Raw genomic sequence first — 24,138 nt, 5'->3', positions numbered from 1 at the left:
CGAGACATGTTCCGGTCAGCGATGCGGGCCGCGGTAGTAGCCGTGATAACCGCCCCGGTACCCGTATCCCGGGCGACCGTAGTTATAGTGGCGATAATAAAAGGCGTGATAGGGATAAGGCCGGTAGGTCCAGCGGTTGTCGATGAATATCCACGGACGATACCATTCCGGTGCGGCATAATAATAAGGCTGGCCATAGCCTTCGTAATAGAAGGCCGGCGCGCCGCCGCGCATGACATAGCCCGGCGGGCAGCCCGGGCTGGTTTCCCCGGTGCTGGCGCTGCCTACCGCTGCCCCGCCTACCGCACCCATGGCGCCGCCGACGATTGCGCCCGTGCCATGGTCATGCCGTCCCGCGACACTGGATCCAAGCAGGGCGCCGAGCAACCCGCCGATCAAGGCGCCCGATCCGGCATTGTTGCCCGAACGCACGCAATAATGCTGGGCCCAATCTTCGGCACGGGCTTCGTAATAACGATCCTGCTGGATCTGCTGCGCGTAAGCCGGGTCCTGCTGATAGCCCGGCGGCGGCGGGGGCGGTTGCGATCCATCATAGCCGCGCGGCGCCGCGGCGGCATAGCTGTCAGGCGGCGGCGGCGCGTATTGCCCGCCGTACTGGCCCCCATACTGGCCCTGATACTGGTTTGGATATTGGCCTTGATACTGGCCGTCCGGCCGCGGCGGGCTGTATTGCTGGTCGTACTGGCTCTGATTTTGCGCAGGATATTGCCCCGGATCCTGACCATTCGGCGCAGGCGGCGGAGGCGGATAATTGCCGGACGATTCGGGCGGCGGGTAGTCCTGCGCCGAAGCGGAGGCGAGCGGTGTCGCGACCGCGACCAGACCCACCATCATATACGCTCCTGCTTTTTGCAGCCTGCCAGTCATGTCCACTCGTCCTGTCCAATTTCGAGCGGCGAATCTGCCATCCCAAGTGTGAACTGCCGCTGACGCGCAATGTTATGAAATATCTTCAAATGTAACAGGCGGGTCGCAAGACCCTTCGGTTGCGGTGCCGGACCGAGATCCGCTGCGCGCGTCCTGCGGTCGGGAGAGGGGAGGGAGAAGCAAATCGACGTGATTTCCATCACGCGCGTCCTGCGGGCTTCGCATTATCGGAGGGTCTGGGTGCGACGCGAAAAGACATATGGACTTTGAAATGATCGCAATTGCGGCGCGAATTTTGTGCCACTTCAATCAGCACGGCCGGGGCGAACATGCGCGCTGGAACGGTGTTCGCTGGGAAAGCGATTGCAGCCGGTGCGGCGCGCCCATCGTGCGCATCGCACATCGGGTCTGGCACCGGCGGCAGTAGCTGAAGCCCTTTCCGGTTCGGCGGGCATCGCTTCACACAAAGGGTGTGGCGAATTCCATCCGGATGCCGCCGGGAATGAACACCAGGAAATGACGCGTTGTTGCCCCCGGGCGGATCGGGCTGGGCGGGACATCGACAATGACTTCCGGATGAGCGCTCACCTTGCGCCATGCCTCTTCCAGCGCATCGTCGTCCGCCACGGCCAGGGAAAGGTGGTGCAGGCCGATATTGGCGCGCCGGTCGAATACGCGGGCGGTCATCGGGTCGGCGGCGCGCCAAAGGGTCAGCAGGACGGTGCCGTCCGACACGAAGATCGAGGGGTAGTCCGGTACCCCGCCGACTTCATCGAACCCCAGAACACCGCAGAAGAACGCGCGCGCCTGATTGAGGTCCGGGACAGTCAGGCCAACGTGATGGACGCCGTGTGTTAGTGTGTCGGTCATGAGTTCATTCCTTCCAGTTCGGAGACGCGGGCGCGCAGCCGGGCCAGTTCGTCGAGCAGGGGCCGGACGCCCTGCGCGATCTGTGCTTCGGTGAAACGCGGGGTGATGTGCTGGGGGCAATTCCAGTCGAAACCGACCACATCGATCACGAAAGCCCGTTCCGGCTCGGCGTCGTAGTCGGGTACCATCAGCGCCGCGATGTCCGCCGGATCCTCGCTGGCATGGGCATGGCCGATCATCTTGAGCCGGCGCCGGCTTGGATAGTCCATAAGGAACAGTGATACGCGGTCGTCAGCGGAGAGGTTTGCGGCTGACAGATACTGCCGATTGCCGCGATAGTCGGCAAAGCCGATGCGATTGCCCGCGAGCTGCCGAAGAAACCCGGCCGGACCGCCGCGATGCTGGATGTAGGGCCAGCCGTCTTCGCTGACGCTGGCCATGTAGAAGCTGTCACGGGCGGTGATGAAGTCCAGCTCGCGCTGGGTCAGAATGTCCATTTCGCCCGCGTGGGCTTCCATTCGCGCGTAAGAGCTGCGCGAACCCGCCGCCTCCTGCAAAGCGCGAGCCCCGGGGCCGAACATGGTGTGGAGGAAAGTCTGTGCCATGCGACGGAACGTAATGCATTGCCGTTGACATTATAATCGGTGAGGATCGGCGTTCACTATTCCGGTTTGGAGAATAATGGATCGCTTCGAAACTCTGACCGCGTTTGTCGCCGTGGCCGACAAGCGCGGCTTCGCAGCGGCGGCGCGTGCTTTGGACGTCTCGCCTCCGGCCGTGACGCGGGCCGTCGCGGCGCTGGAACGGCACTTTGGCGTGTCTCTGTTTCACCGCTCCACCCGGGCGGTTTCGCTGACTGACGAAGGGGCGGCCTTTCTCGACCGGGCGCGCCGGATTCTGGCTGACTTGCGTGAGGCGGAGCAGGTCGTCATGGGCGGACGATCGGTGCCGCGCGGGCAACTCTATATCACCGCGCCGGTCATGTTCGGGCGGCTGCACGTGTTGCCGGCGATCGGTGCGCTTCTGGCAAAACATGACGGCTTGAGCGCGCGGATGATGCTGCTCGACCGCAATGTGCGCATCGTGGAGGAAGGGATCGACGTGGCCGTGCGGATCGGAGCGCTTGCGGACAGCGCGCTGCGCGTTGTCGCAATCGGGTCGGTGCAGCAGACGATCGTGGCGAGCCCGGCTTATCTCGCAAGTCACGGCATTCCGGCACTCCCCTCCGACCTGAAAGGCCATAGCTGTATCGTCGGCAGCGGTGTCCGGATCGGCAGCGCGTGGCCGTTCGGGGGCAAGGATGAGCCACCCGTTGAAATCGTGCCCCGCCTCACAGTCAATACGGTCGATGCTGCGATCGAGGCGGCTGAGGTCGGGCTCGGATTCGCCAATGTGCTGAGCTATCAGTCAGCCGAAGCCATTGCGGCCGGGCGACTGGTCCGGGTGCTAGCGGATCATGCGCCTGCGCCGATGCCGGTGAATTTGCTCTACGATGCCGGTCGCGCGGCGATGCCCTCGGTCCGAGCATTCATCGATGTCATGCGCGAGCGGGCGCGGCAAAGAGCGTGGAGTTAGCGAGCAGCCCGAAGTTGAGACATTCAAGCAAGCTGTCATTCGGATCACGGACCAGATTTGAGTTGCGCGACCTTGCCGGCTTCGGCAGTCTGAAACTGCGGCGAACAAAGGCAAACTCCATCGGTGAGAATGCGCTCAGCGGCAACGCTGATCGAGCCTGACGGAGATGACCGAAAGGGTGCTGCGCAACGAAGGGAAGGTCCACGCCATGGGTCGTTACCTGCTTTTGGCAATCTCGTTGGTACTGGCATCGCCTGCTTGGGCAAAGTCAGACAGTCAGTCTCTGGGAGTCTGGAAAAATCCACAGAACAGCGTGCATGTCCGCGCTGAACGGTGCGGCAATCAGATGTGCGGTGTCGTCGTTTGGGCAAACGACAAGGCAAAGGCCGATGCAAAACGCGGCGGCACCAATAACCTGGTGGGCATGAACCTCTTCCGGGATTTCACGCAAGAGAAGCCCGGCGTGTGGCGTGGCCGGGTGTTCGTGCCTGACATGAATCGCACGTTCTCCGGCAGAGTCACGATGCTCGATCACAATCGGCTGGAAGGGAGAGGCTGCCTTACCGGAAATATCGGCTGCCGATCTCAGACCTGGACGCGGCTGAATTAAAGCAAGGTTGGTTGAGGCTTCGGGGCGAGGTGCGATGGGGCGCATAGTCGTGGCGCTTGGCGGCAATGCGCTGCTGAAACGCGGCGAGCCGATGACGGCTGAAAACCAGCGCCGCAATGCACGCATAGCCGCCGAAGCCTTGGCGGGACTGTGCGAGACTGAGCAAACCGTCATCACGCACGGGAATGGCCCGCAGGTTGGCCTCCTTGCCTTGCAGGAAGTGCTGAACACCGACATCGAGGACTATCCGCTCGACGTGCTCGTCAGCGAGACGATGGGGATGATCGGCTACATGATCGAGCAGGAACTGGGCAATATCCTGCCGCTCGAACATCACATCGTCACGCTGTTGACGATGATCGAGGTCGATCCCGACGATCCTGCCTTCGGCGATCCTGCCAAGTTCATCGGCAAGCTCTATACTGCGGATCAGGCGAAAGCCGCCGCCACCGCGAACGGATGGACCATGAAGGTGGACGGCGCTCACTGGCGGCGCGTCGTTCCCTCACCGAAGCCGAAGCACATCGTTCAGACTCAGGCGATCGAATGGCTGCTCGAAAAGGGGGCCACGGTGATCGCCGCCGGTGGCGGCGGCATTCCGACGATGCATAAGTCCCCTACCGATCACCGGCTGATTGGCGTTCAGGCGGTGATCGACAAGGACCTGGCATCTTGCCTGCTTGCCAAGGTGATCGGCGCCGATTGCCTTGTCATCGCGACGGACACGGATGCAGTCTATCTGGACTGGGGCAAACCCGGACAGCGCGGTATCCGGTCGATCACACCGGATGCGTTGGACAGTTATGAATTTCCGGCGGGCTCGATGGGCCCCAAAGTCGAAGCGGCGCAGGATTTCGCCCGTGCGACGGGCCAGCGCGCGGTGATTTGCGCACTCGGCGATGTTCCGGCAGCGATCCGGCGCGAAAAGGGGACTACGGTCGATATCCACGCGGGGGAAACGACGTTTCATTGATGGCGTAATCTACGGCATCAGTCGGCGGCGTCCTTCCCAGAGATGCCAACGCATCGCCAGCGCCGCGCCATCGCCATCCTGCACCCGGATGGCTTCCACGATTACCTCGTGCTCGCGCAGCATGGTGGCAATGACGTCCGGATGTCGGGAGCGCGAGATATCGAGGCCCGCGCGCATGACTTTCTCGATGCCGGACCGGAGCGCGTCAAAGGCGATCAGGAATGCGGGATTGCCCGTTGCACTGGCGATGCGGCGGTGGAGTTCCATGTCCTCGGCATGAGCCGGCGCGCCCGACAGCAGGGCGGAGCGCAGCATGTCCATGCCTTCCTCGACATGGGCCATCTCCGGCGATGTGCGCCGGGTAGCGGCGAGCCGGGCGGCTTCCGCTTCCAGCACGAACCGCACCTCGAAGCTGCCCATCGTCGCGGAAAGCTCGCTCATCGGCATGAACGCTGCCAGTCGTTCCGAAGGACGGTTCTTGACGAACGAGCCGGCTCCCCGCCGGGCTTCGGTGATGCCGTCCGATGCGAGCCGGACCAGCGCTTCGCGCACGATTGCCCGCGAGACGCCGAACATCTCGGCCAGTCCCGCTTCGGAGGGCAATCGCGCGCCGACTTCGAGGTTCCTCGACTTGATGATCTCGACGATGCCCGCATAGGCGTGATCGGAAAGCCGTGGCTGGTTCATGCTCCTGCTGCCCTAGAAGACGCTGCTGGCCAGAAGTACCAGCAAGAGCCCGACCACAGCGACGACGGTTTCCATGATCGACCATGTGCGGAAAGTGCCGGGCATGTCGGTGCCGAGATAGCTCTTTACCAGCCAGAAACCCGGATCGTTGACGTGCGAGAAGAACAGCGATCCGGCACCGATGGCCAGCACCATCCACTCGGGTTCGACACCCGAACTGGCGGCCAGACCTTGCATGACCCCCGCCGTGGTGATCGTGGCGACAGTGGCCGAGCCGGTCGCGAGACGGATGCAGACAGATACGCCCCAAGCAAGCAGCAGGGGAGAGATCGCGCCGTCACCAGCAAGACGAACCAGCATGTCCGACAGGCCGGCGGTCACCAGAACTTGCTTGAGCGCGCCGCCGGCGCCGATGGCAAGGAGGATGCCGCCTGCAGGGGTCATCGCTTCCAGCCAGATCGCGTCCTGGATGCGGCGCTCACCAAGGCGCCATCCAAACAGCAGCGGCAAGGCGAAGAGGTTGGCGAGCAGCAGGGCGATGACCGGATTGCTTACCCAGCCCAGCCAGGCCAATCGGGCTGCGACGGGGGGCGGGGCGATAGCGACGGCCTGCCCTGCGGCGATCAGCACGACCGGCAGCAGGACGGCAGTCAGCGCGCGGCCGACGGAGGGCGTGTCTATGTCGATCGTCTTGGGCGCGAGCAGGGGCGGGCTGAGCTTGACGCCGCGCACGGTGAAGCGAGCGAGCACGGGGCCGGCGACCACGGCGGTGGGAATGCCCACCAAAAGCCCGTAGGCGAGCGTCAGGCCGAGGTTCGCGCCGAGCGCGTTGACCGCCAGCAATGGCCCCGGATGCGGCGGCACGAGCGCATGGACCACAGAGAGACCCGCCAGCGCGGGCAGCATTAGGCGCAGCTTGGATTCGTCATCGTCGAGCCCCTTCGGAAGCGCCGCGGCGGCAGAGGCGATGATCGGCAGCATCAGGACGAGGCCGGTTTCGAAGAACAGCGGCAGTCCGATCAGCAGCGCGGTGAAAAGGCTGGCCCATGGCGCCCCTTTGACGCCCGACACGCCCAGTACCGCGCGTGCCAGCCCAGCCGCGCCGTTCGACAGTTGCAGCATGGCACCTAGGCCAAGCCCCAAGGCAACGACCAGTCCGGTACCGCCAAGGATCGTGCCGGCACCTTTCTCCACGGCCTTTGCAGTCTCATCCAGCGGAATTCCGGCGAGTATGCCGACCGTGAAGGCGCCGCAGAGCAGCCCGACGAAGGGGTGGAGGCGGCCGCGTACGATAAGGGCAATCGACAATGCGATGCCCGCCACGGCGGAAAGGACGAGCCTGACGTCTTCAGGGGTCATGACCGGCCCGCTTCGGATGCGTGGAACGCGGCAATCCTTCTCCTGCCGAGCGCTCGTGCCCGGCAAAATGACAGCGCCATTCCTTACCTCTCCCTCTTTTCTCATTCGGCCGGTGTCATGGTTCGACCCGGATCTGTTGGACAGGCTATAGCCGGGACATCGGCATAATCTATAGAATTTCGCCATTCCGTCAGATTTCATCAAAATCTGTCAGACCAATTATCGCTTGCCCACGGCCAACCAGCATGGGTTTGGTAAGTCTTCAGAGCACGCCTGCATACGAAGTCGCTCTTTTCGCGCCGATCCAACGCGTCCGGAGGCCCGGTTTCGCGCGGAAACCTTGTTCATTCCGCCTCAATGACATGATTCATATAGCTTCTGCCGATCAGTTGATTTAGCTCTTCGGGTATCGAGCGCTGTGCAGCCTGCTGAATTCAGGGAGCCCAAGCTTATGACGCCAAAGCCGAGCCTTCTTGATCAGGTAGTCTGGCCTGCGGATTTACGCGCATTGCAACCTGAACAGTTGCGGCAATTGGCCGATGAATTGCGGCAGGAAGTCATTTCCGCCGTGGGTGTCACCGGTGGTCATTTGGGATCCGGTCTGGGCGTCGTGGAATTGACCACCGCCATCCATTATGTGTTCGACACGCCAAGCGACAGGCTGGTGTGGGATGTCGGGCATCAATGCTACCCCCACAAGATCCTGACGGGGCGGCGTGACCGTATCCGGACCTTGCGGCAGGGCGGCGGGCTGAGCGGCTTCACCAAGCGGGATGAAAGCCCGTACGATCCGTTCGGCGCGGCGCACAGTTCCACCTCGATCAGCGCTGCGCTGGGGTTCGCGGTCGCGAAGAAGCTGAGCGGCGAGCGCGGCAAGGCGATTGCGGTCATCGGTGACGGATCGATGTCCGCAGGCATGGCCTATGAGGCGATGAACAATGCGCGTCAGGCGGGTAACCGGCTGATCGTGATCCTCAACGACAACGACATGTCGATTGCCCCGCCTGTCGGCGGATTGTCGGCCTATCTGGCGCGGCTGGCATCGAGCCGCGAATTTCTGGGCCTGCGCGATCTCGCCAAAAAGCTGGCGCGGGGGCTGCCTCGTCCGCTGCACATCGCTGCGCGCAAGACCGAATCCTTCGCGCGCGGCATGGCGATGGGGGGGACCCTGTTCGACGAATTGGGCTTCTACTATGTCGGGCCGATAGACGGTCATAATCTCGACCAGTTGATCCCGGTGCTGGAAAATGTCCGCGATGCGGCGGAGGGACCGTGCCTCGTCCATGTCGTGACGCAAAAGGGCAAAGGCTATGCGCCGGCCGAGGCGGCGGCGGACAAGTACCATGGCGTGCAGAAGTTCGATGTCGTTACAGGCACGCAGGCCAAAGCGCCGCCGGGGCCGCCCAGCTATACCAGCGTCTTTGCCCAGGCGCTGATTGCCGAGGCGACGCGTGACGAGCGCGTCTGCGCGATTACCGCCGCGATGCCTGCGGGCACCGGGCTCGACAAATTCGCGGAAGCCTTTCCCGATCGCGCTTTCGACGTGGGCATTGCCGAACAGCATGCCGTGACATTCGCCGCAGGCCTGGCCGCGCAGGGCATGCGGCCGTTTTGCGCGATCTATTCCACCTTCCTGCAACGTGCCTACGATCAGGTGGTGCACGATGTGGCGATCCAGAATCTGCCCGTACGCTTCGCGATAGACCGGGCGGGACTGGTCGGCGCGGATGGATCGACCCATGCCGGCAGTTTCGACATCACCTATCTGGCGACTTTGCCCAACATGGTGCTGATGGCGGCGGCCGACGAGGTCGAGCTGGTCCACATGGTCCATACCTGCGCTGTCCATGATGAAGGCCCCATTGCCGTGCGCTATCCGCGCGGCAATGGCGTGGGCATGGAACTGCCGAAGACGCCCGAGCGGCTGGAGATCGGCAAGGGCCGCGTGGTGCGGGACGGGCGGCAGGTCGCGATCCTGTCGCTCGGCACGAGGCTGGAAGAGGCACTGAAGGCCGCAGACGCGCTGGAGGCCAAGGGACTGTCCACCACTGTGGCCGACTTGCGCTTTGCGAAGCCGCTGGATGAAGATCTGATCAGAAAGCTGCTGGTCACGCACGAGGTTGCCGTCACCATCGAGGAGGGCTCCATCGGCGGCCTGGGCGCACATGTGCTGACACTGGCGAGCGACCTTGGCCTGATCGATACCGGTCTGAAGATCCGCACGATGCGTCTGCCCGATATCTTCCAAAGCCAGGACAAGCCCGAGAAACAATATGCCGAGGCCGGGCTCGATGCGGGGGCCATTGTTGACATGGTCCTCGGTGCGCTTGGTCAGGATGACTCAGGATTTCAATGGCACCGTGAATCCAACATTCCCTAAGCTGAAAGTCCTTGCGTGCCTTGCGCCCTGTTTGCTGGGAGCATCACCGCCCGCCAGCGACGGTGGCGTCGTGCTTACCGTCGATGTCGGCAATGTTCGCGTCAGTAAGGGCTACGTACGTGTCGCCATTTGCCCAGAGAGCCAGTTTCTGAAGGATGATTGCCCGTTCTCGGGCGAAGCGCCTGCTCGCGTCGGTGTTACTCGCGTCCTCGTTCATTCGCTGCCGCCTGGACGCTATGCCGCACAGGCCTTTCTGGACGAAAACAGCAACGGCAAGGTGGATCGGGCGCTGTTCGGCATTCCGAAGGAAGGAGTTGGGTTTTCCAACGACGCTAAAATCGTGTTGGGCCCACCCAAATTCTCGGAAGCCGCGTTCCACTTCGATGGCGCGGCGCAGACCATACATTTCAATCTGCGTTATTTCATGGGCGCCAAAGGACCGGGCGGACAGTGACAAGCTTGCGTTTCGGGCCCGCCTCGCTCGTGATGGCGAGCGTTCGCCGCCCTTGGCTGACCCTTGTGCTGGGGCTCGTCGTCACCGCATTGGCGCTGTGGATCGCAGCCGATCGCATTGCCATGACGACGGATACGTCGGCCCTGATCTCCCCCAAGGTTAGCTGGCGGCAGCAGGAAGAGCGGATGGAATCCGCTTTTCCGCAACTGCGCGACAATATGCTCATCGTCATCGATGGTGAGACTCCGGAACTGGCCGAGGATGCCGCCGCCCGGCTCTCGGTCGCACTGGGTGCGGACAAGACGCATTTTCGCCTGGTCACGCGGCCCGATGGCGGCGAATTCTTTGCCCGTGAGGGCCTGCTGTTCGGATCCGTCGAAGATGTCCGCAGTGCGACGCGGGCGATGATCGATGCACAGCCGATGCTGGGGCCACTTGCCGCCGATCCCAGCCTGCGCGGCGTAACGGTCGCGCTTTCGACCATGCTGGACGGCGTTGACGCGGGAGAAATACCGCTCAGTCGCATCGACCGGCCGCTCCACGCACTGAGCACGGCCATCGGTGGTTCGCTGGACGGCAAGAAACCGCATTTCTCTTGGCAAAGGCTGTTTGCGGAAGACGGCAAGGGAGTGAGCCCGCCGACAAGGCGCCTGATCCTGACCCAGCCCGTCCTCGATCATGGCGCACTGATGCCCGGCGAAGCCGCGAGCGAGGCGGTGATCGCCGCCGCCGGAAAACTCTCCATCGATCACGCGCACGGCGTGCGGATCAGCCTCACCGGCGAAGTCCCGCTGGCCGATGAAGAGTTTGCCACGCTTCAGGAGAACATCGGTGTAGTCGGGGCCGTCATGTTGGGCGCGATGTTGCTGACGCTCTGGTTCGCCACCCGTTCGGTGCGGCTGGTGGCGGCGATCATGACGACCATCCTGTCCGGCCTGATTGTCACCGCTGCAATCGGATTGCTGGCGATCGGGCGCTTCAACCTGATCTCGGTGGCCTTCATCCCGCTGTTCGTCGGTCTGGGCGTCGATTTCGGGATTCAGATCTGCGTGCGTTTCAATGCGGACCGGGCAGCTGGGGCCGAACCCAAAGAGGCTTTGCGACTGGCGGCAATGGCGCTGGGCGCGCCGCTGCTGCTGGCGGCCGGGGCTATTTTCCTCGGCTTCGGGGCGTTCCTGCCCACGGCCTATATCGGCATTGCCGAACTCGGCGTGATCGCCGGGCTGGGCATGATCGTGGCGCTGCTGTTCAGTCTGACGCTGTTGCCCGCGCTGATAATGCTGCTGCGCCCCGGCGCGCCCCGCAGCGATGTCGGCTTCAAGGCTCTCGCCCCCGTAGACAGCTTTCTGGAACGCAAGCGCCGCACCGTTCTTTGGGCTTTCGGCGCGGCGATGGCCGTGGGGATCGCGCTGCTGCCTTGGGCGGTGTTTGATTTCAATCCGCTGGACTTGCGCGACCCGAATGCGCCCGCGATGCGCGCGCTCAAGGACCTGACGCGCGATCCCGACCGCACGCCCAATGTGATCGACGTACTTGCCGCCAATCCGGCCGAGGCGCGTCAATTGTCGCAGCGCCTGTCGGCATTGCCCGAAGTCGCGCAGGTCGTTTCGCTCGACAGTTTCGTTCCGGAGCAACAGGATGAGAAGCTGGCGCTGATTCAGGATGCGTCGCTGCTGCTCGACCTGACGATCAACCCGTTCGACATCGCTCCCCCCCCCACCGACTCCGAATTGCAGCAGGCCATTGCGAGCACGGAAGCGAAGCTGCGAGGCGTGATCGCCGCGCACCCCGGCCCCGAAGGGAACGAGGCGAGCCGCCTGGCAACGTCGCTAAACCGGCTGGGCTCGGCTTCGGAAGCCCAGCGGGCCGCCGTTAACGACATGCTGTCCCGTCCGCTGGGTGTCATGCTCGATCAGATCAGGCAGGCACTGCAAGCCGGGCCAATCACGCGCGAGACTCTGCCGCCCGATCTGGTCCGCGATTGGGTCACGCCAACTGGTCTGGCCCGCTTGCAGGTGTTCCCGAGCGGCAATGCCAACGACAATGCCGTGATCCGCCAGTTCCGCAATGCCGTGGCCACGGTCACGCCTGCTATTTCCGGGTTGCCGGTGGCGACACAGGCTGCGGCCGGGACTGTTGCAGGTGCTTTCGTGCAGGCCGGCGTTTTGGCCCTCCTGCTGGTCAGCGTCCTGCTGTTCCTTGTGCTGCGCGATGTGAAGGAGGTGGCGTTCACACTCGCACCCGTCGTCCTTTCCATCTTCCTGACGCTGGGGAGCTGCGTGCTGATCGGCCAGCCGATCAACTTTGCCAACATCATTGCCTTTCCCCTGCTGTTCGGCGTGGGCGTGGCATTCCATATCTATTTCGTGATGGCTTGGCGCGGCGGCGCGACCGGTTTGCTGCAATCGAGTCTGGCGCGTGCGGTCATGTTCAGCGCGCTTGCCACGGGCACTGCCTTCGGCAGCCTGTGGCTCTCCCATCATCCCGGAACCGCCAGCATGGGGAAGATCCTGATGATCTCGCTGATCTGGACGCTGATCTGTGCGCTGATCTTCGAACCCGCGCTGCTGGGGCCGCCGCGCAAGAAAGCGCAGAGCGGGCTCTAATTTCGCGCGGGATCGAGTAGCGGGTCGTGCAATTCCGGCGCATCGGACGGCGCGGGCCGTGCGGTGGCGCCCGCCGGATCGTCAAGCGGATCGCCCAGTTCTGCGGGGGCGTTGCCTGCCTTCGGCTTGTGCTTGCCGCGGATCTCCTCGATCTCGGCGGCACGATTTTGGAGATAGACGGACCGCAGTGTCGCGTAAGGGTCGATCGCGTCCGCTAGCAGGGTGCGCAGTTCCGGATCGGCCTCGGCGCGTATCTCCAAACCGTCCGCCACGCCGGTTGAAAGCTGATATTGCCAGGTCGAGAATGGCTTGCCGATTGCCAGCGGCAACAGGCTGTCATCGGCCGCGTTGCTCAGCGCATCGCGAAGCGTCGTCGGGCCCATGAACGGTATGAACAGATAAGGCCCGGATTTGACACCGTAAATCGCCAGCGTCGTGCCGAAGCCGTTCGGCCTGTACGGCAGATTGAAGTCCTTCGTTTTCGCCACATCGAACAGTCCGCCGATCCCTAGCGTCGTATTGATCGTGAAGCGGGCGAGGGTTTCCATCGCCTTGCCCGGTTTCGCCTGCAACAGGAAATTCACGAAAACAAAGGGTTCGGTCAGGTTGCTGATGAGGTTATGTATTCCCGAGCGGACGGGCTTGGGCACGATATGCTCGTACCCCATTGCGGCCGGCCGCCATATCGCCTTGTCCATTGCCTCGTAAATGCCGAACATCGTTCGGTTAAAGCCTTCGAGCGGATCTCTTTCGGCCCGGATTTCATCCGCTTCGATGACGTCAGCGGTTTCCGTTGCCACTTCCTCCGCCGGATCGGGAAGGGCGTCGGTGACCGGAGCCGGATCAGCAGCCGCAGCGTCGGCCGGTATGGCCTCCGGCGCGGGCGGGGGAACCGTAACCGGCGTGTCGTCGGGCGGCGGCGAATCGGCTGGCTGCTCGACTTGAGCCACCGCATCATAGGGCAGGGAAAGATCAGCCGATGCCGCCAGCAGCGCCACCGGCATGATTAGCGGCGTGATCAAAATTTCTCGCCCTTTGCCGCTATGGCATCCATGTGGGCAACCAGCGAAGCCGCTCCGCCCTTTTGCAACACCGACGCGAAATCGGAACGGCGTGTCGCGATCTGGCTGATCGCATTGCGATAGAACACGTCGATGATCTTCCAGTCGTTCCCGCTCTGGCGCAGGCGATAGCTGATGGCGACGGGCGCCTGTTTGGGCACATTCAGCGTCGTACGCACCAGCTTGTCACCGCCACGCTGCTGCACTTGCGGGTCCATGGTGAAGCTTTCGCCCGACCAACTGTCGAAATTGCGGGCATATTGGGAAATGGTCATGCGCCGGAAACTGCGCGTCAATGCCTGTTGGTCGGCGGCATTCAGCGATGTCCATGTCGGCCCGACGGCCAGCCGCGTCATCAGCGGCAGGTCGAACGTCCGGTCCAGAGTGGGACCAAGCGTGGCCGTTCGCGTCTGCACGGTGCCGCCCGCCTTCATCACCCGGATCAGATCGTCGTTCAGCTGCTGAACGGTGGCTCGCGCCGGATCGACGGCCTGCGCGCTGGCAACGGAAGGGGTAAGCGACAACAATAGGCCAAGCGTTAATATTGGATGGCGCATGCATTAACTCCATCAATGGCAGCTCGCTATCCCCTCTGCGGGGACCGTGGTGCACCATCATCTGTCTACATGGCAAGAACCAGCTGCATTCCCGTCTCACTTCTTTACTTTTAAATACAATGCCGCTGCCTCTTTCCTCGGCGACGTTTAACCAGTATCAGAGGGGCGATGCCAAGCCCGTCAGGGCCAATCCCATAAGGGAGATGTCGGTGGTAGCGGATAGTCCGAATTCCAACGTAGGCGAACCGTTGCAGATAGTGCTCGCCAACCCCCGCGGCTTTTGCGCGGGTGTTACACGGGCCATCGAAATCGTCGAACGCGCGCTCGAACGCTATGGCGCGCCGGTCTATGTCCGGCACGAGATCGTCCACAACAAACATGTTGTCGATCAATTGCGGAGCAAGGGCGCGGTTTTCGTGGACGAACTGTCCGAAATCCCGTCCGGTGCGATGACGATCTTCAGCGCGCACGGCGTTGCCCGCACGGTCGAGGACGAGGCGCGGGAACGCAACTTGCCAACCATCGACGCCACGTGCCCGCTGGTGACCAAGGTCCATTTCCAGGGTCGCCGTTACGCCAAGGCCGGGCGAACGCTGGTCCTGATCGGCCACCCCGGCCATGCCGAAGTGATTGGCACGATGGGCCAGATCGAGGCGCCGATTCACCTCGTCTCCACGCCCGAAGATGTCATGGCGCTGCCGCTGGGCGAGGATGTTCCTCTGGCTTACGTCACACAGACCACGCTCAGCATCGACGATACGCGCAGCGTGATTGCCGCGCTGCATGAACGCTTCGTCGATGTGGCCGGGCCCGAGGTCAGCGATATCTGCTATGCCACGCAAAACCGCCAGACGGCGGTGCGCGAACTGGCCTCGATCAGCGACCTGCTGCTGGTTGTCGGCGCACGCAATAGCTCCAATTCGATGCGGTTGCGGGAGATCGGCACGGAAATGGGCGTGGAAAGCCACCTTATCGACGATGGCAGCGCCATCGATCCGCAATGGCTGGATAATGTGCGGACGGTGGGCATTACCGCTGGCGCATCCGCGCCCGACGAACTGATCGACAGTGTGATCACTGCTCTCAGCGCGCTTCGCCCGGTTGCGGTTTCCGAACTGGAGGGGGTGAAGGAAACCATCCAGTTCCGCCTGCCCCCTGCGCTGCGCTACCCGGCCGCCCCGGCCGCGGAATAGGAGACTTTCATGGGCCTGCCCTTGTCTCAGGTGGCGCGCATCGGCGCCTATACGCTCAGCCGGCACATCCGGGGCGGGAAATATCCGCTGGTGCTGATGCTGGAACCACTGCTTCGCTGCAACCTCGCCTGCCCCGGTTGCGGCAAGATCGACTATCCCGACGCCATTCTCAATCAGCGCCTCAGCTACGATCAGTGCATGGAGGCGATCGAGGAATGCGGCGCGCCTGCAGTGTCCATCGCGGGCGGCGAACCGCTGCTCCATCGGGACATGCCGCGTATTGTGGAAGGCTTCATTGCACGCAAGAAGCTGGTGATCCTGTGCACCAACGCCCTGTTGCTCAAGAAGAAGATCGACGATTATCGGCCTTCGCCGTTCTTCACATGGTCGATCCATCTCGACGGCGACAGGCAGATGCACGACGAAGCCGTCGATCTGGACGGCACTTACGACGTTGCGATTGAGGCCATTCATCTCGCGAAATCCAAGGGATTTCGCGTGCAGGTGAACTGCACGGTGTTCGAAGGCGCGGATCCCGCGCGGCTCGCGGCCTTTTTCGACCAGATGGAGACCCTTGGCGTCGAAATCACCGTTTCGCCTGGCTATGCCTATGAACGAGCGGCGGATCAGGAACACTTCCTCAACCGCGAACGCACCAAAAAGTTCTTCCGCAATGTCTTCAGCCGGGGGCAGGGCGGGAAGGCCTGGACTTTCACCAACTCGCCGCTGTTCCTCGATTTTCTGGCGGGTAACCAGACGTACGAATGCACGCCCTGGTCGATGCCGCTGCGCACGGTCTTCGGTTGGCAAAAGCCCTGCTATCTGGTGGGCGAAGGCTATGTCGGCAGCTTCCGGGAGCTGATGGAAGGCACCGATTGGGAGCAATATGGCGTCGGCAAGTACGAGAAATGCGCCAATTGCATGACCCATTGCGGTTTTGAAGGAACCGCCGCCACCGATGCGATCCGCCATCCGCTCAAGATGCTGTCGCTTGCGCGCAAGGGTGTCCGCACGGAGGGGGAGATGGCGCCCGATATCGACCTTTCGCACCAGAGGCCGGCGGAACAGGTCTATTCGTCCCACCTCGAACGGGAACTGGCGAAGATCAACGCCGCCGATCCCACTGCGGCGAAACACGTCGCGGGCAGGGGCTGAGTCGCCTTACGCCAGATCGAGACGATCGAACCCCGCACGGACAAGCGTGTCAAAAGCGTCCGACAGGCGGCGTAGCGCCTGATCGGTCTGCCGCCCGGTATGAAGAAGCGCCGGTAGCTGGCCGGGGCGTCGCGCAAGCGAACTCAACACCGCACCCAGCGCCAGACCGCCATCGGGACGCATCCCGACTAACGCTGCGGGCGGCAGGTCATCCTCGGCACAATCGGCAACCACGCGGATCGCCGCGAAGGGCAGTTGCCTGCGCATAGCGACCCTCCGGGCGATATGGCTTTCCATGTCGGCAGCAATGGCGCCGCTTTGCCGGGCCAGATCCCGCTTATCGGCTGCGGTCGCCACAATCGTGTCGCTGCCGCAGATCGCGCCGGTAATCGCGTGGGGCAAGTCTTGCCGCAAGCGATCGACCAGCGTGCTGTCCCCATCGACGATCAGATCGCCCGACCGCAATGCCCGAGACAGCGCGCCCGCAATGCCGCAGGAGAGGACGATGCCGGGGTGGGTTTCGGCAAGATCGTCCAGTTCCCGCTCCAATCGCACCGAGTCGCCCCCGCCTGCCACCACGAACACATTGCGGCCGGGCCGGTCGAAAAGGCGCGCCTCACGCTTCAGTCCGCAGGCGATCAGCAGCGTCACATTCCGGCCGTGACGCGGCGCGCGTTGGAGCGCTTGAGATTGCGGTAGCGGGCCATCGCCCAGAGCGGGAAATACTTGGGATAGCCGTGATAGCGGAGGTAGAACACGCGCGGAAAGCCGCCGCCGGTATAGTGTTCCTGCCCCCAGAGGCCGTCCGCATCCTGATTGTCCATCAGCCATGCCGCCCCGCGTTCGACAGCGTCGCTGTCCACGTCGCCTGCGGCCATCAGACCCAGCATGGCCCAGGCCGTTTGCGAGGCGGTGGACGGAGCCGGGACGTGCCCCTTGCGGTCCAGCGCATAGCTGTCGCAACTCTCTCCCCAACCGCCGTCCGCGTTCTGGATCCGTTTGAGCCAACGCGCCGCCCCGTCCACCGCTGGATCGGCGGCGTTTAGCCCTGCCGCATTCAGGGCGCAGAGCACCGACCATGTGCCGTAGATATGATTGACGCCCCAGCGGCCGAACCAGCCGCCCTCCGGTTCCTGTTCCCGGCGCAGATAGTCCAGCGCGGCGGCCATGCGCGGGCTGTCCAATGGCTCGCCTAACTGTGCCAGCATCGATACGCAGCGCGCCGATACGTCGGCGGTCGGCGGGTCGAGCAGCGCGCCGTGGTCGGCAAAGGGCAGGTTGTTGAGATAGTCGTAAGCGTTGTCGGCGTCGAAAGCGCCCCAGCCGCCGTTTTTCGACTGAAGTCCAACCGTCCATTCGACGCCCCGGTCGATCGGCATGCGATCCGCGACTTGTGCGCGGTCCATGGCCATGACCACGACGGCCGTGTCATCCAGATCGGGGTAGTGGTCATTATTGTACTGGAAAGCCCAGCCGCCGGGACGCACGCCGGGACGTTCTTCCGCCCAGTCACCGGCGACATCAAGTATCTGGCGTGGTTTCAGCCAGTCGAGCGCGGCTTCCGCCCGCGCCGCGTTCGCGTCCCCGCCCGCCTCCATCATCGCATGGCAGGCAAGGGCGGTGTCCCACACCGGAGAGACACAGGGCTGGCAATAGGCCTCCTCCTCACCGATCACGAGCAAGTTTTCTACGGACTTGCGGGCGATAGCGCGATGCGGGTGATCTTCAGCGTAGCCCAGCAGATCGAACATCATCACGCTGTTGGCCATGGCCGGATAGATGGCGCCCAGACCATCCTCGCCATTGAGGCGCTCGCTCACCCATGCAACGCAGGTGTCGATGGCGCGCTGCCGTAGCTTTCGCGGCCAGAGTCCATCGCCCAGCTTCAGCAATCGGTCCAGCGTATTGAAGCCCGTCGTCCAGAGCCATTTGGGATCGGCGGCCTGCGTCTGCCGCGAGGCGGCCTTGCCGGTGTAGAGTTCGTCGACCTTGATGCCCTTGGCATTCCGCGCGGCCGGCTTTCGCGTGCAGAGCACCAGTAGCGGGACGACCACCGTCCGTGCCCAATAGGACATCTTGGACAAGTGGATCGGAAACCAGCGCGGCAGCAGGATCAGTTCGGGCGGCAGCGTCGGCACTGCGGACCACAGCCCGGCGTCGAACAGCGCGAGCTGGATGCGGGTGAAGACATTGGCCGCTTCCGCCCCGCCCGCCGCCAGTATCGCAGCACGGGCGCGGGCCATGTGCGGGGCGTCTACATCGTCCCCGATCATCTTGAGCGCATAATAGGCCTTGATGCTGGCGCTGACGTCGAAGGGGCCGGCATGGAACAGGCCCCAACCATGATCATCGCCGGACTGGACGCGGCGCAGATAGCGCGCGATCTTCGCTTCCAGCAGGTTATCGACGGGCTCGCCCAGATAATGACGCAGCAGCACGTATTCGGCCGGAATCGTGCAGTCCGCCTCCAGTTCGAACACCCAATGCCCGTCCGGCCTCTGCACTTTGGCAAGGGCAGCAGCGGCGCGATCGACCACCGCATCGATATCGACCAGCGACGGATGGGATGCGGAAAGCGTCGCCATGGAGGTCTCCTATGCTCCGACCCGTTCGATGACCATCCGCGCCGCCGTTTCGCCGGAGCGGATGGCGCCTTCTATCGTGGCGGGCAGCCTGGTCTGCGTCCAGTCACCTGCGAGGAACAGGTTGCGTAAGGCCGTTCGGGCGCCGGGACGGCGGGCATCCTGCTCAGGCGTGGCGGAAAAGGTCGCGCGCTTTTCCTTCACGATCTGCCAGCGCGGCATTGGCGCCGAAAAGCGATAGGCAGACTGGATCTCGTCCCAGAACCGCCGGGCCAAGGCGTCGCGCTCCATGTCCACCAGACCGTCGGCGGCCGAAACCGTGACGGAAATGCGATCCGGAAAGGCAAAGAGCCACTGCGCCGTGCCGCCCAACACGCCGAGCATCGGCGGAGCGTCGGCTGGCGGTGCCATGGCGAAATGTGCGTTGACGATAGCGTGGAAGGCGTCGGGCACGGTCAGTCCCGGCAGGAGTGTCGCCGCGACGGTGGGCGGCACGGCAAGCACTATCGCTTCATACTCTTGCACGGCTTCCGGGCCTTGCCCCCAGTCCAGTGTCGCGACGCGGTCACCGTCCACCGCGATACCACGGAGACGGCGACCCAGCGTGACCGACGCGCCTTGCGAAGCGAGCCAGCCCAGCGCCGGATTGATGAAAGCGGCGGCCAGACTGGGATGGGCAATGCGCGGCAGGCTCGCTCGTCCGCCGCGCAGCAGCGATTCCCGCATGACCGCGGCCGTCAGCTTTGCCGATCCCTTCGCGGCAGGCGTATTGAGAATGGCCAGCAGCACCGGATCGAGCAATCGGGACCACAGCTTGCCGGTGGCGTGGATCCGGTCGCCCACGGTTTCCTCACCGCCGCCAGAGAGCAGCTTGCCGAGAGCCAGATAGTCCTTCAATTCCGTGCCCGGCACGCGTCGTTTGCGGGAGAGAACCCACCACGGCGCGGCAGCGTCATTGATGCGAACCGTCCAGCGCTCATCACAGGTGAGGTCCACGAAGGGGAAATCCGCATGTTCGGGCCCGGACAGTGGCTCGTTGGCGCCCACTCTTTCGCGAAAGCGGCGCACTGCATCGTTTCCGGCCAGCACCAGATGATTGCCATTGTCGATCGTCAGGTCGATCTGCGGATCGTGATAGGAGCGGCAGCGCCCCCCGGCCTGCGCAGCGGCTTCGATCACGCGCACGGTCACGCCCGCTTCGGTCAGCCGAACGGCGGCGGAAAGGCCCGCGAGACCGGCCCCAACAACAATCGCCCGTCCAGCCTTCACCCCGTCACCAACAGCCGCGCCACGGTCAGGATCAGTCGGACCTTGTTGGTGCGCACGCGTGTTCGCGGCGGCGCCCAGCCGGCCAGAAGCATCTGCCTGAGCAGCCGTGCATAGGCGCTCTCCATTAGCCGGGGCGCAAGCAATAGCCCCTTCGGGCGAGAGGCGAGCAGCCGGGCTGCCTCGTCGAAATGCCGCTGGGCATGGGCCGCCAGCCAGCGGCCGGCCGGATCCATGCGCGGATCGGCTGCGACCTGTTCCGGCGTGGTCGGCACGATCCCGGCCACTGCCAGCGCCTCGGCCGGAATATAGACGCGGCCGATGGCGGCATCCTCGTCTATGTCGCGCAGGATATTGGTCAGCTGTAACGCCCGGCCAAGGTGGTGGGCCAAGGCGAGGCCCGGTTCCCGCTCCATGCCGAAAATGCGCACGGACAGCCGCCCCACGGCGGAGGCGACGCGGTCGCAATAGAGATCCAGCTCCGCTTCGCTTGGCCAGCAAATGTCGCGCTCCACGTCCATCGCCATGCCGTCGATCACCGCTTCGAAGTCGCGGCGATCAAGGTCGAAGCGCTTCACGCCAGAGGCCAGGAAATTGGCCTGCCCGGCATCGCGCCCGGCATAGAGCGCGTCGATATCGCGGCGCCACTGATCCAGCTGGCGTGCTCGCGAAACGCGGTCGCCGTGCTGGTCGTCGGCAATGTCGTCGACGATACGGCAGAAGTCGTAGACTGCAAAAATGGCGCTCCGTTCGACTTTGGGCAGCACGCGCATGCCCGCGTAGAAGGAACTGCGCGAGGCGCTGCTTGCCATGGCCGCCTCGCTCATGCGGGCCGCCGCAGCAGAGCGGGAAGGGCGGCCCCGGCGGCCAGGAACAGCGCTTCCACTTTACCGTGATGCACGCGCTCGCTCAGCGGATCGCGGGCTTCCAGCCGGTATGTCAGGCTGCGGGCGAGCCGGTGGATCACCGCCACTTCTGCTGTCAGTCGCCGGTCGCGGACGTGCGCTGCAAAGTCCGCCGATTGATCGAGCAAGCCGCGCGTCCTGCGGGCCAGATCGGCGATGATGGCGCGCAGGCTTTGACCGGCCTTGTTCGCGCCCAGTTCAGCCACGTCCAGTCCAGTGTCGAGCGGAATATAGACTCGGTTGAGCATACGATAATCCTTGCCGCAGTCCTGAAGGTGGTTGATGATCTGCAATGCCGCGCACAGCGCATCGTTCTTGGGCCAGAGCTGCCTGTCCTCGCCATGCACGTCGAGCACGAACCGCCCGACCGGCATTGCCGAATAGCGGCAATAGCCGATCAGATCGTCCCAATCGGCATAGCGCGTTACACTGACGTCGCGGACGAAGGCATCCAGCAGGTCGTGCGCGTGGATCGGATTGAGTCTCCGCGCCGCCATGGCCTCGCGTAATGCCATGGCTTCCGGTGCGCCGTCGCCGTCCAGCCCGGTGCGCATGCGAGCGAGCAGGGCCAGCTTTTCCTCTGGCGCGGCGGAAGGGTGGTCGGCAATATCGTCCGCAGCCCGGGCGAAGCGGTAGAAGGCCATGATCGGCGGGCGATACTCCGCCTTGACCAGCAGGCTGGCGACAGGGAAATTCTCGCCGCGATGGTCCTTGCCGGACGACAACGTGGCCGATGCCTGAATGGCCGCATCCATCAGCTTTTCGCTCCTGCTTGCGCCCGGCCCTTCCACATACCTCCCCGCCCGCGTGCATGTTGCCAGGCCGAAAGCAAGGTGCATCCCGCATAGAAGGCCGCAATCGCCGGCAAGGCGAGTCCCCAAAGCGGGCTGCGACGATAGAAGCGCAGCACCGGCTGAAAAGACAAGGCCATGGCCAGCCACGCTGCCAGTCCCAGCCAGTCCGCCAGCCCGTGGCCGAACAGGGCGAGGAAGGGCGGTACACCGTAGACCAGCAGTAATCCCGCCAGCGTAGCGCCCAGCAGCCACGGCGAATAGCGCAGCTGGGCATAGGCCGAGCGCGAGATCATCGCGGCGACGGAAGCAAAATTCTCATAGGGCCGAATGCTGACGGAACGGTCGGTCAGGCCCAGCCAGACCGGCCCCTGCCGCTTGAGCAGCGTGCCCAGCGTGCAATCGTCGATCAGCGCGCCCCGGATCGCGCCGATGCCGCCCGCCTGCTCCAACGCCGTGCGCCGCACGAGCATGCAGCCGCCCGCCGCCGCGCCCAGCTTTCCCGGCCGGTTCACCTGACCGAACGGATAGAGCATCTGAAAAAAGAACACGAAGGCAGGCACCAGCATCCGTTCGGCAAAGGTCTCGCAGCGCAGCCGGGCCATCAGGCTGACCAGTGACAGGCGATTCGTCTCGCCCCGCGTCACCAGCGTGCGCAAGGTGTCCGGTGCATGGGCAATGTCTGCATCGGTGAGCCAGAGCCAGACAGGCGCGGTTCCAGCCTTTTCGATGCCCTGCTGCAAGGCCCAGAGCTTGCCGGTCCACTCCTGCGCCAGCGGTTTGCCGGTCAGCACCTCGACCCGATCCGATCCCAGTGCGCGGGCCACGGCGCCGGTTCCGTCACTGCTGGAATCGTCGACCAGCAGGATGCGGAAACGCCCGGGATAGTCCTGCGCGATGAGGCTGCCGAGGGAGCGGGCAATGACATCTGCCTCGTCGCGGGCGGGCACAACTGCCGTCACGTCGGGCCAGTGAGAGGGCGGGGGCGGCAAGTGCCTGTCGTCCCGCTCCCGCGTCATCCAGAAGCCATCACGGCCCAGCAGCAGGCCCAGCCATATCGCCAGCACAGCGATGCCCAGACCTGTTGCCGGATCGGGGGCGATCATCGGATCATCTCCGCCTGCCGGAACCAGTCCATGGCGTCGCCGATCGCCTGCTGCCAAGGCCGCGCGGAATAGCCCAACTCGCGCTCGGCCTTGGCCGAGCTGAAGAACATCCGGTGCCGTCCCATGCGCAGCGAATCCATCGTGAGGAACGGTTCGCTGCCGCCGGACAGCCGCGCGACGCACTCGTTAGCCCAGGCCAGCGGCATCAGCGGTGCGCGCGGCAGACGCACCCGGGGCGGCTTTCGTCCGAGACGGATCGCGATTTCGGCCAGAATGTCGCCCAGCATCACGTCCTGCCCGCCAAGGATATAGCGTTCGCCGATCTTGCCTTTCTCAAGCGCGAGAACATGCCCTTCGGCCACATCGTCGACATGGGCAAGGTTGAGGCCGGAATCGATATAGGCAGGCATCCTCCCCAGCGCGGCTTCGACGATGATCCTGCCGGTAGGCGTGGGACGGACATCGCGCGGGCCTATGGGGGTGGATGGCTGGACGATCACGGCGGGCAGGCCCTCTTCAGCCACCATCCGTTCCACCAGCCGCTCGGCCACCACTTTGCTGCGCTTGTAGGCGCCGATCGCTTCGGAGGGGGCTGCCACGGCCCGTTCGTCCACCGCACCGCTGTCCGAAGGTTTGAGCGTGGCGACGCTGCTGGTGTAGACGATCCGAGGCACAGCGGCCTTCAGCGCCGCCTGCATGACGCTTTGCGTGCCGGACAGATTGTTGCGAACGATCTGCTCTGGATCGGGCGCCCAAAGCCGGTAGTCTGCCGCGACGTGGAACAGCGTGTCGACGCCCTGCATCGCGCGCTCCATGGCCGCAGCGTCGCGCAGATCGCCTTCGACCAGTTCACCGGGAAAGCCTGCGAGGTTCACGCGGGAACTCTGGGCACGGGCAAGGCCGCGCAGCCGGAATCCACGGCTGGAGAGCGCCCGGGCCACTGCCGAGCCAACGAAGCCTGAAACGCCGGTAACGAGGGTCAATCGATTGGATTCAGACATTTTCCGGCCGAACATCCGAATGGTTGCCGACAGACTATGCTATTCCTATTCCCGTGAAGCGAACTGGCAAGTATCTTCTTTGAGTTTCCGAATGTTTTCATCATGCCGTGCTCGGCTGG

The 24,138-nt window shown here is 63.9% G+C and carries 22 protein-coding genes; 8 read left to right on the top strand and 14 right to left on the bottom strand.

The window, feature by feature from the left end:
* Nucleotides 1-15: 15 nt before the first annotated feature.
* The 3 genes from AC1VVM_RS20470 to AC1VVM_RS20460 form a co-directional block, all read right to left on the bottom strand.
* A complete protein-coding gene (locus AC1VVM_RS20470; RefSeq protein ID WP_482905588.1) occupies nucleotides 16-855 on the bottom strand; it encodes a hypothetical protein in 840 nt (279 codons plus the stop codon).
* A 492-nt stretch (nucleotides 856-1,347) separates the two neighbouring features.
* On the bottom strand, nucleotides 1,348-1,758 hold the full coding sequence (locus AC1VVM_RS20465; protein ID WP_482905587.1) for a VOC family protein: 411 nt from the start codon (nucleotides 1,756-1,758) through the stop codon (nucleotides 1,348-1,350).
* On the bottom strand, nucleotides 1,755-2,363 hold the full coding sequence (locus AC1VVM_RS20460) for a pyridoxamine 5'-phosphate oxidase family protein (RefSeq protein ID WP_482957264.1): 609 nt from the start codon (nucleotides 2,361-2,363) through the stop codon (nucleotides 1,755-1,757). The genes AC1VVM_RS20465 and AC1VVM_RS20460 overlap by 4 nt, the downstream gene beginning before the upstream one ends.
* A gap of 76 nt (nucleotides 2,364-2,439) precedes the next feature.
* On the opposite strand from AC1VVM_RS20460, the gene AC1VVM_RS20455 reads away from it, so the two are divergent.
* The 3 genes from AC1VVM_RS20455 (at nucleotide 2,440) to arcC (ending at nucleotide 4,916) form a co-directional block, all read left to right on the top strand.
* Nucleotides 2,440-3,333, top strand: coding sequence for a LysR family transcriptional regulator (locus AC1VVM_RS20455; RefSeq protein WP_482957263.1), 894 nt, complete (start codon nucleotides 2,440-2,442; stop codon nucleotides 3,331-3,333).
* Nucleotides 3,334-3,499: 166 nt separating this feature from the next.
* Nucleotides 3,500-3,943 (top strand): DUF2147 domain-containing protein, encoded by a 444-nt coding sequence (locus AC1VVM_RS20450; RefSeq protein WP_243652742.1) that lies wholly within the window; start codon nucleotides 3,500-3,502, stop codon nucleotides 3,941-3,943.
* Between the two features lie 34 nt (nucleotides 3,944-3,977).
* Nucleotides 3,978-4,916: a carbamate kinase gene (gene arcC / locus AC1VVM_RS20445; RefSeq protein ID WP_482957262.1), complete on the top strand. Its 939-nt coding sequence runs from the start codon at nucleotides 3,978-3,980 to the stop codon at nucleotides 4,914-4,916.
* 9 nt (nucleotides 4,917-4,925) lie between these two features.
* Here arcC and AC1VVM_RS20440 read toward each other — a convergent pair whose 3' ends face one another.
* Both AC1VVM_RS20440 and AC1VVM_RS20435 read right to left on the bottom strand, forming a co-directional pair.
* A complete protein-coding gene (locus AC1VVM_RS20440; protein ID WP_482957261.1) occupies nucleotides 4,926-5,603 on the bottom strand; it encodes a FadR/GntR family transcriptional regulator in 678 nt (225 codons plus the stop codon).
* A 12-nt stretch (nucleotides 5,604-5,615) separates the two neighbouring features.
* Complete coding sequence (locus AC1VVM_RS20435) at nucleotides 5,616-6,962, bottom strand: GntT/GntP/DsdX family permease (protein WP_482957260.1); 1,347 nt, start codon at nucleotides 6,960-6,962, stop codon at nucleotides 5,616-5,618.
* A gap of 451 nt (nucleotides 6,963-7,413) precedes the next feature.
* Between AC1VVM_RS20435 and dxs the strand changes: the two genes are divergently transcribed.
* The 3 genes from dxs to AC1VVM_RS20420 are packed head-to-tail and all read left to right on the top strand — an operon-like array spanning nucleotide 7,414 to nucleotide 12,402.
* The gene (gene dxs / locus AC1VVM_RS20430; RefSeq protein WP_482957259.1) at nucleotides 7,414-9,342 is read left to right on the top strand and encodes a 1-deoxy-D-xylulose-5-phosphate synthase; all 1,929 of its coding nucleotides are present in this window, start codon (nucleotides 7,414-7,416) and stop codon (nucleotides 9,340-9,342) included.
* Entirely contained in the window at nucleotides 9,323-9,796 is a 474-nt protein-coding gene (locus AC1VVM_RS20425; protein WP_482957258.1) for a DUF2141 domain-containing protein, read from the top strand. The genes dxs and AC1VVM_RS20425 overlap by 20 nt, the downstream gene beginning before the upstream one ends.
* Before the next feature lie 32 nt (nucleotides 9,797-9,828).
* Nucleotides 9,829-12,402 carry an MMPL family transporter gene (locus AC1VVM_RS20420; RefSeq protein WP_482957357.1) on the top strand — a complete coding sequence of 858 codons (2,574 nt, stop codon included), beginning with the start codon at nucleotides 9,829-9,831 and terminating at the stop codon, nucleotides 12,400-12,402.
* Here AC1VVM_RS20420 and AC1VVM_RS20415 read toward each other — a convergent pair.
* Complete coding sequence (locus tag AC1VVM_RS20415) at nucleotides 12,399-13,424, bottom strand: MlaA family lipoprotein (RefSeq protein WP_482957257.1); 1,026 nt, start codon at nucleotides 13,422-13,424, stop codon at nucleotides 12,399-12,401. The two genes, AC1VVM_RS20420 and AC1VVM_RS20415, sit on opposite strands and share 4 nt — an antisense overlap.
* Complete coding sequence (locus AC1VVM_RS20410; RefSeq protein WP_482905576.1) at nucleotides 13,421-14,020, bottom strand: ABC transporter substrate-binding protein; 600 nt, start codon at nucleotides 14,018-14,020, stop codon at nucleotides 13,421-13,423. The genes AC1VVM_RS20415 and AC1VVM_RS20410 overlap by 4 nt, the downstream gene beginning before the upstream one ends.
* 203 nt (nucleotides 14,021-14,223) lie before the next feature.
* Here AC1VVM_RS20410 and ispH point away from each other — a divergent pair, with 203 nt between their 5' ends.
* Together ispH and hpnH are read left to right on the top strand one after the other, a co-directional pair.
* Nucleotides 14,224-15,213, top strand: a complete 990-nt coding sequence (gene ispH / locus AC1VVM_RS20405) for a 4-hydroxy-3-methylbut-2-enyl diphosphate reductase (RefSeq protein WP_132391092.1) — start codon at nucleotides 14,224-14,226, stop codon at nucleotides 15,211-15,213.
* Between the two features lie 9 nt (nucleotides 15,214-15,222).
* Nucleotides 15,223-16,368 carry an adenosyl-hopene transferase HpnH gene (hpnH, locus tag AC1VVM_RS20400; protein WP_482905575.1) on the top strand — a complete coding sequence of 382 codons (1,146 nt, stop codon included), beginning with the start codon at nucleotides 15,223-15,225 and terminating at the stop codon, nucleotides 16,366-16,368.
* A 6-nt stretch (nucleotides 16,369-16,374) separates the two neighbouring features.
* Here hpnH and AC1VVM_RS20395 read toward each other — a convergent pair whose 3' ends face one another.
* The 7 genes from AC1VVM_RS20395 to hpnA are packed head-to-tail and all read right to left on the bottom strand — an operon-like array spanning nucleotide 16,375 to nucleotide 24,034.
* Complete coding sequence (locus tag AC1VVM_RS20395) at nucleotides 16,375-17,019, bottom strand: phosphorylase family protein (RefSeq protein ID WP_482957256.1); 645 nt, start codon at nucleotides 17,017-17,019, stop codon at nucleotides 16,375-16,377.
* Entirely contained in the window at nucleotides 17,016-18,953 is a 1,938-nt protein-coding gene (shc, locus tag AC1VVM_RS20390; RefSeq protein WP_482957255.1) for a squalene--hopene cyclase, read from the bottom strand. The genes AC1VVM_RS20395 and shc overlap by 4 nt, the downstream gene beginning before the upstream one ends.
* 9 nt (nucleotides 18,954-18,962) lie before the next feature.
* Nucleotides 18,963-20,219 (bottom strand): hydroxysqualene dehydroxylase HpnE, encoded by a 1,257-nt coding sequence (gene hpnE / locus AC1VVM_RS20385; protein ID WP_482957254.1) that lies wholly within the window; start codon nucleotides 20,217-20,219, stop codon nucleotides 18,963-18,965.
* Nucleotides 20,216-21,043, bottom strand: coding sequence for a presqualene diphosphate synthase HpnD (hpnD, locus tag AC1VVM_RS20380; protein ID WP_482957253.1), 828 nt, complete (start codon nucleotides 21,041-21,043; stop codon nucleotides 20,216-20,218). The genes hpnE and hpnD overlap by 4 nt, the downstream gene beginning before the upstream one ends.
* Nucleotides 21,040-21,876: a squalene synthase HpnC gene (gene hpnC / locus AC1VVM_RS20375; RefSeq protein WP_482957252.1), complete on the bottom strand. Its 837-nt coding sequence runs from the start codon at nucleotides 21,874-21,876 to the stop codon at nucleotides 21,040-21,042. Before hpnC ends, hpnD begins: the two co-directional genes overlap by 4 nt.
* The gene (locus AC1VVM_RS20370; protein ID WP_482957251.1) at nucleotides 21,876-23,018 is read right to left on the bottom strand and encodes a glycosyltransferase; all 1,143 of its coding nucleotides are present in this window, start codon (nucleotides 23,016-23,018) and stop codon (nucleotides 21,876-21,878) included. The genes hpnC and AC1VVM_RS20370 overlap by 1 nt, the downstream gene beginning before the upstream one ends.
* Nucleotides 23,015-24,034: a hopanoid-associated sugar epimerase gene (gene hpnA / locus AC1VVM_RS20365; RefSeq protein WP_482957250.1), complete on the bottom strand. Its 1,020-nt coding sequence runs from the start codon at nucleotides 24,032-24,034 to the stop codon at nucleotides 23,015-23,017. Before hpnA ends, AC1VVM_RS20370 begins: the two co-directional genes overlap by 4 nt.
* Between the last annotated feature and the right edge of the window lie 104 nt (nucleotides 24,035-24,138).

Source organism: Novosphingobium sp. BL-S-33 (assembly GCF_056857025.1).
Note: the sequence above shows the minus strand (reverse complement) of the source record. Positions and strands in the feature narration are given on the sequence as shown.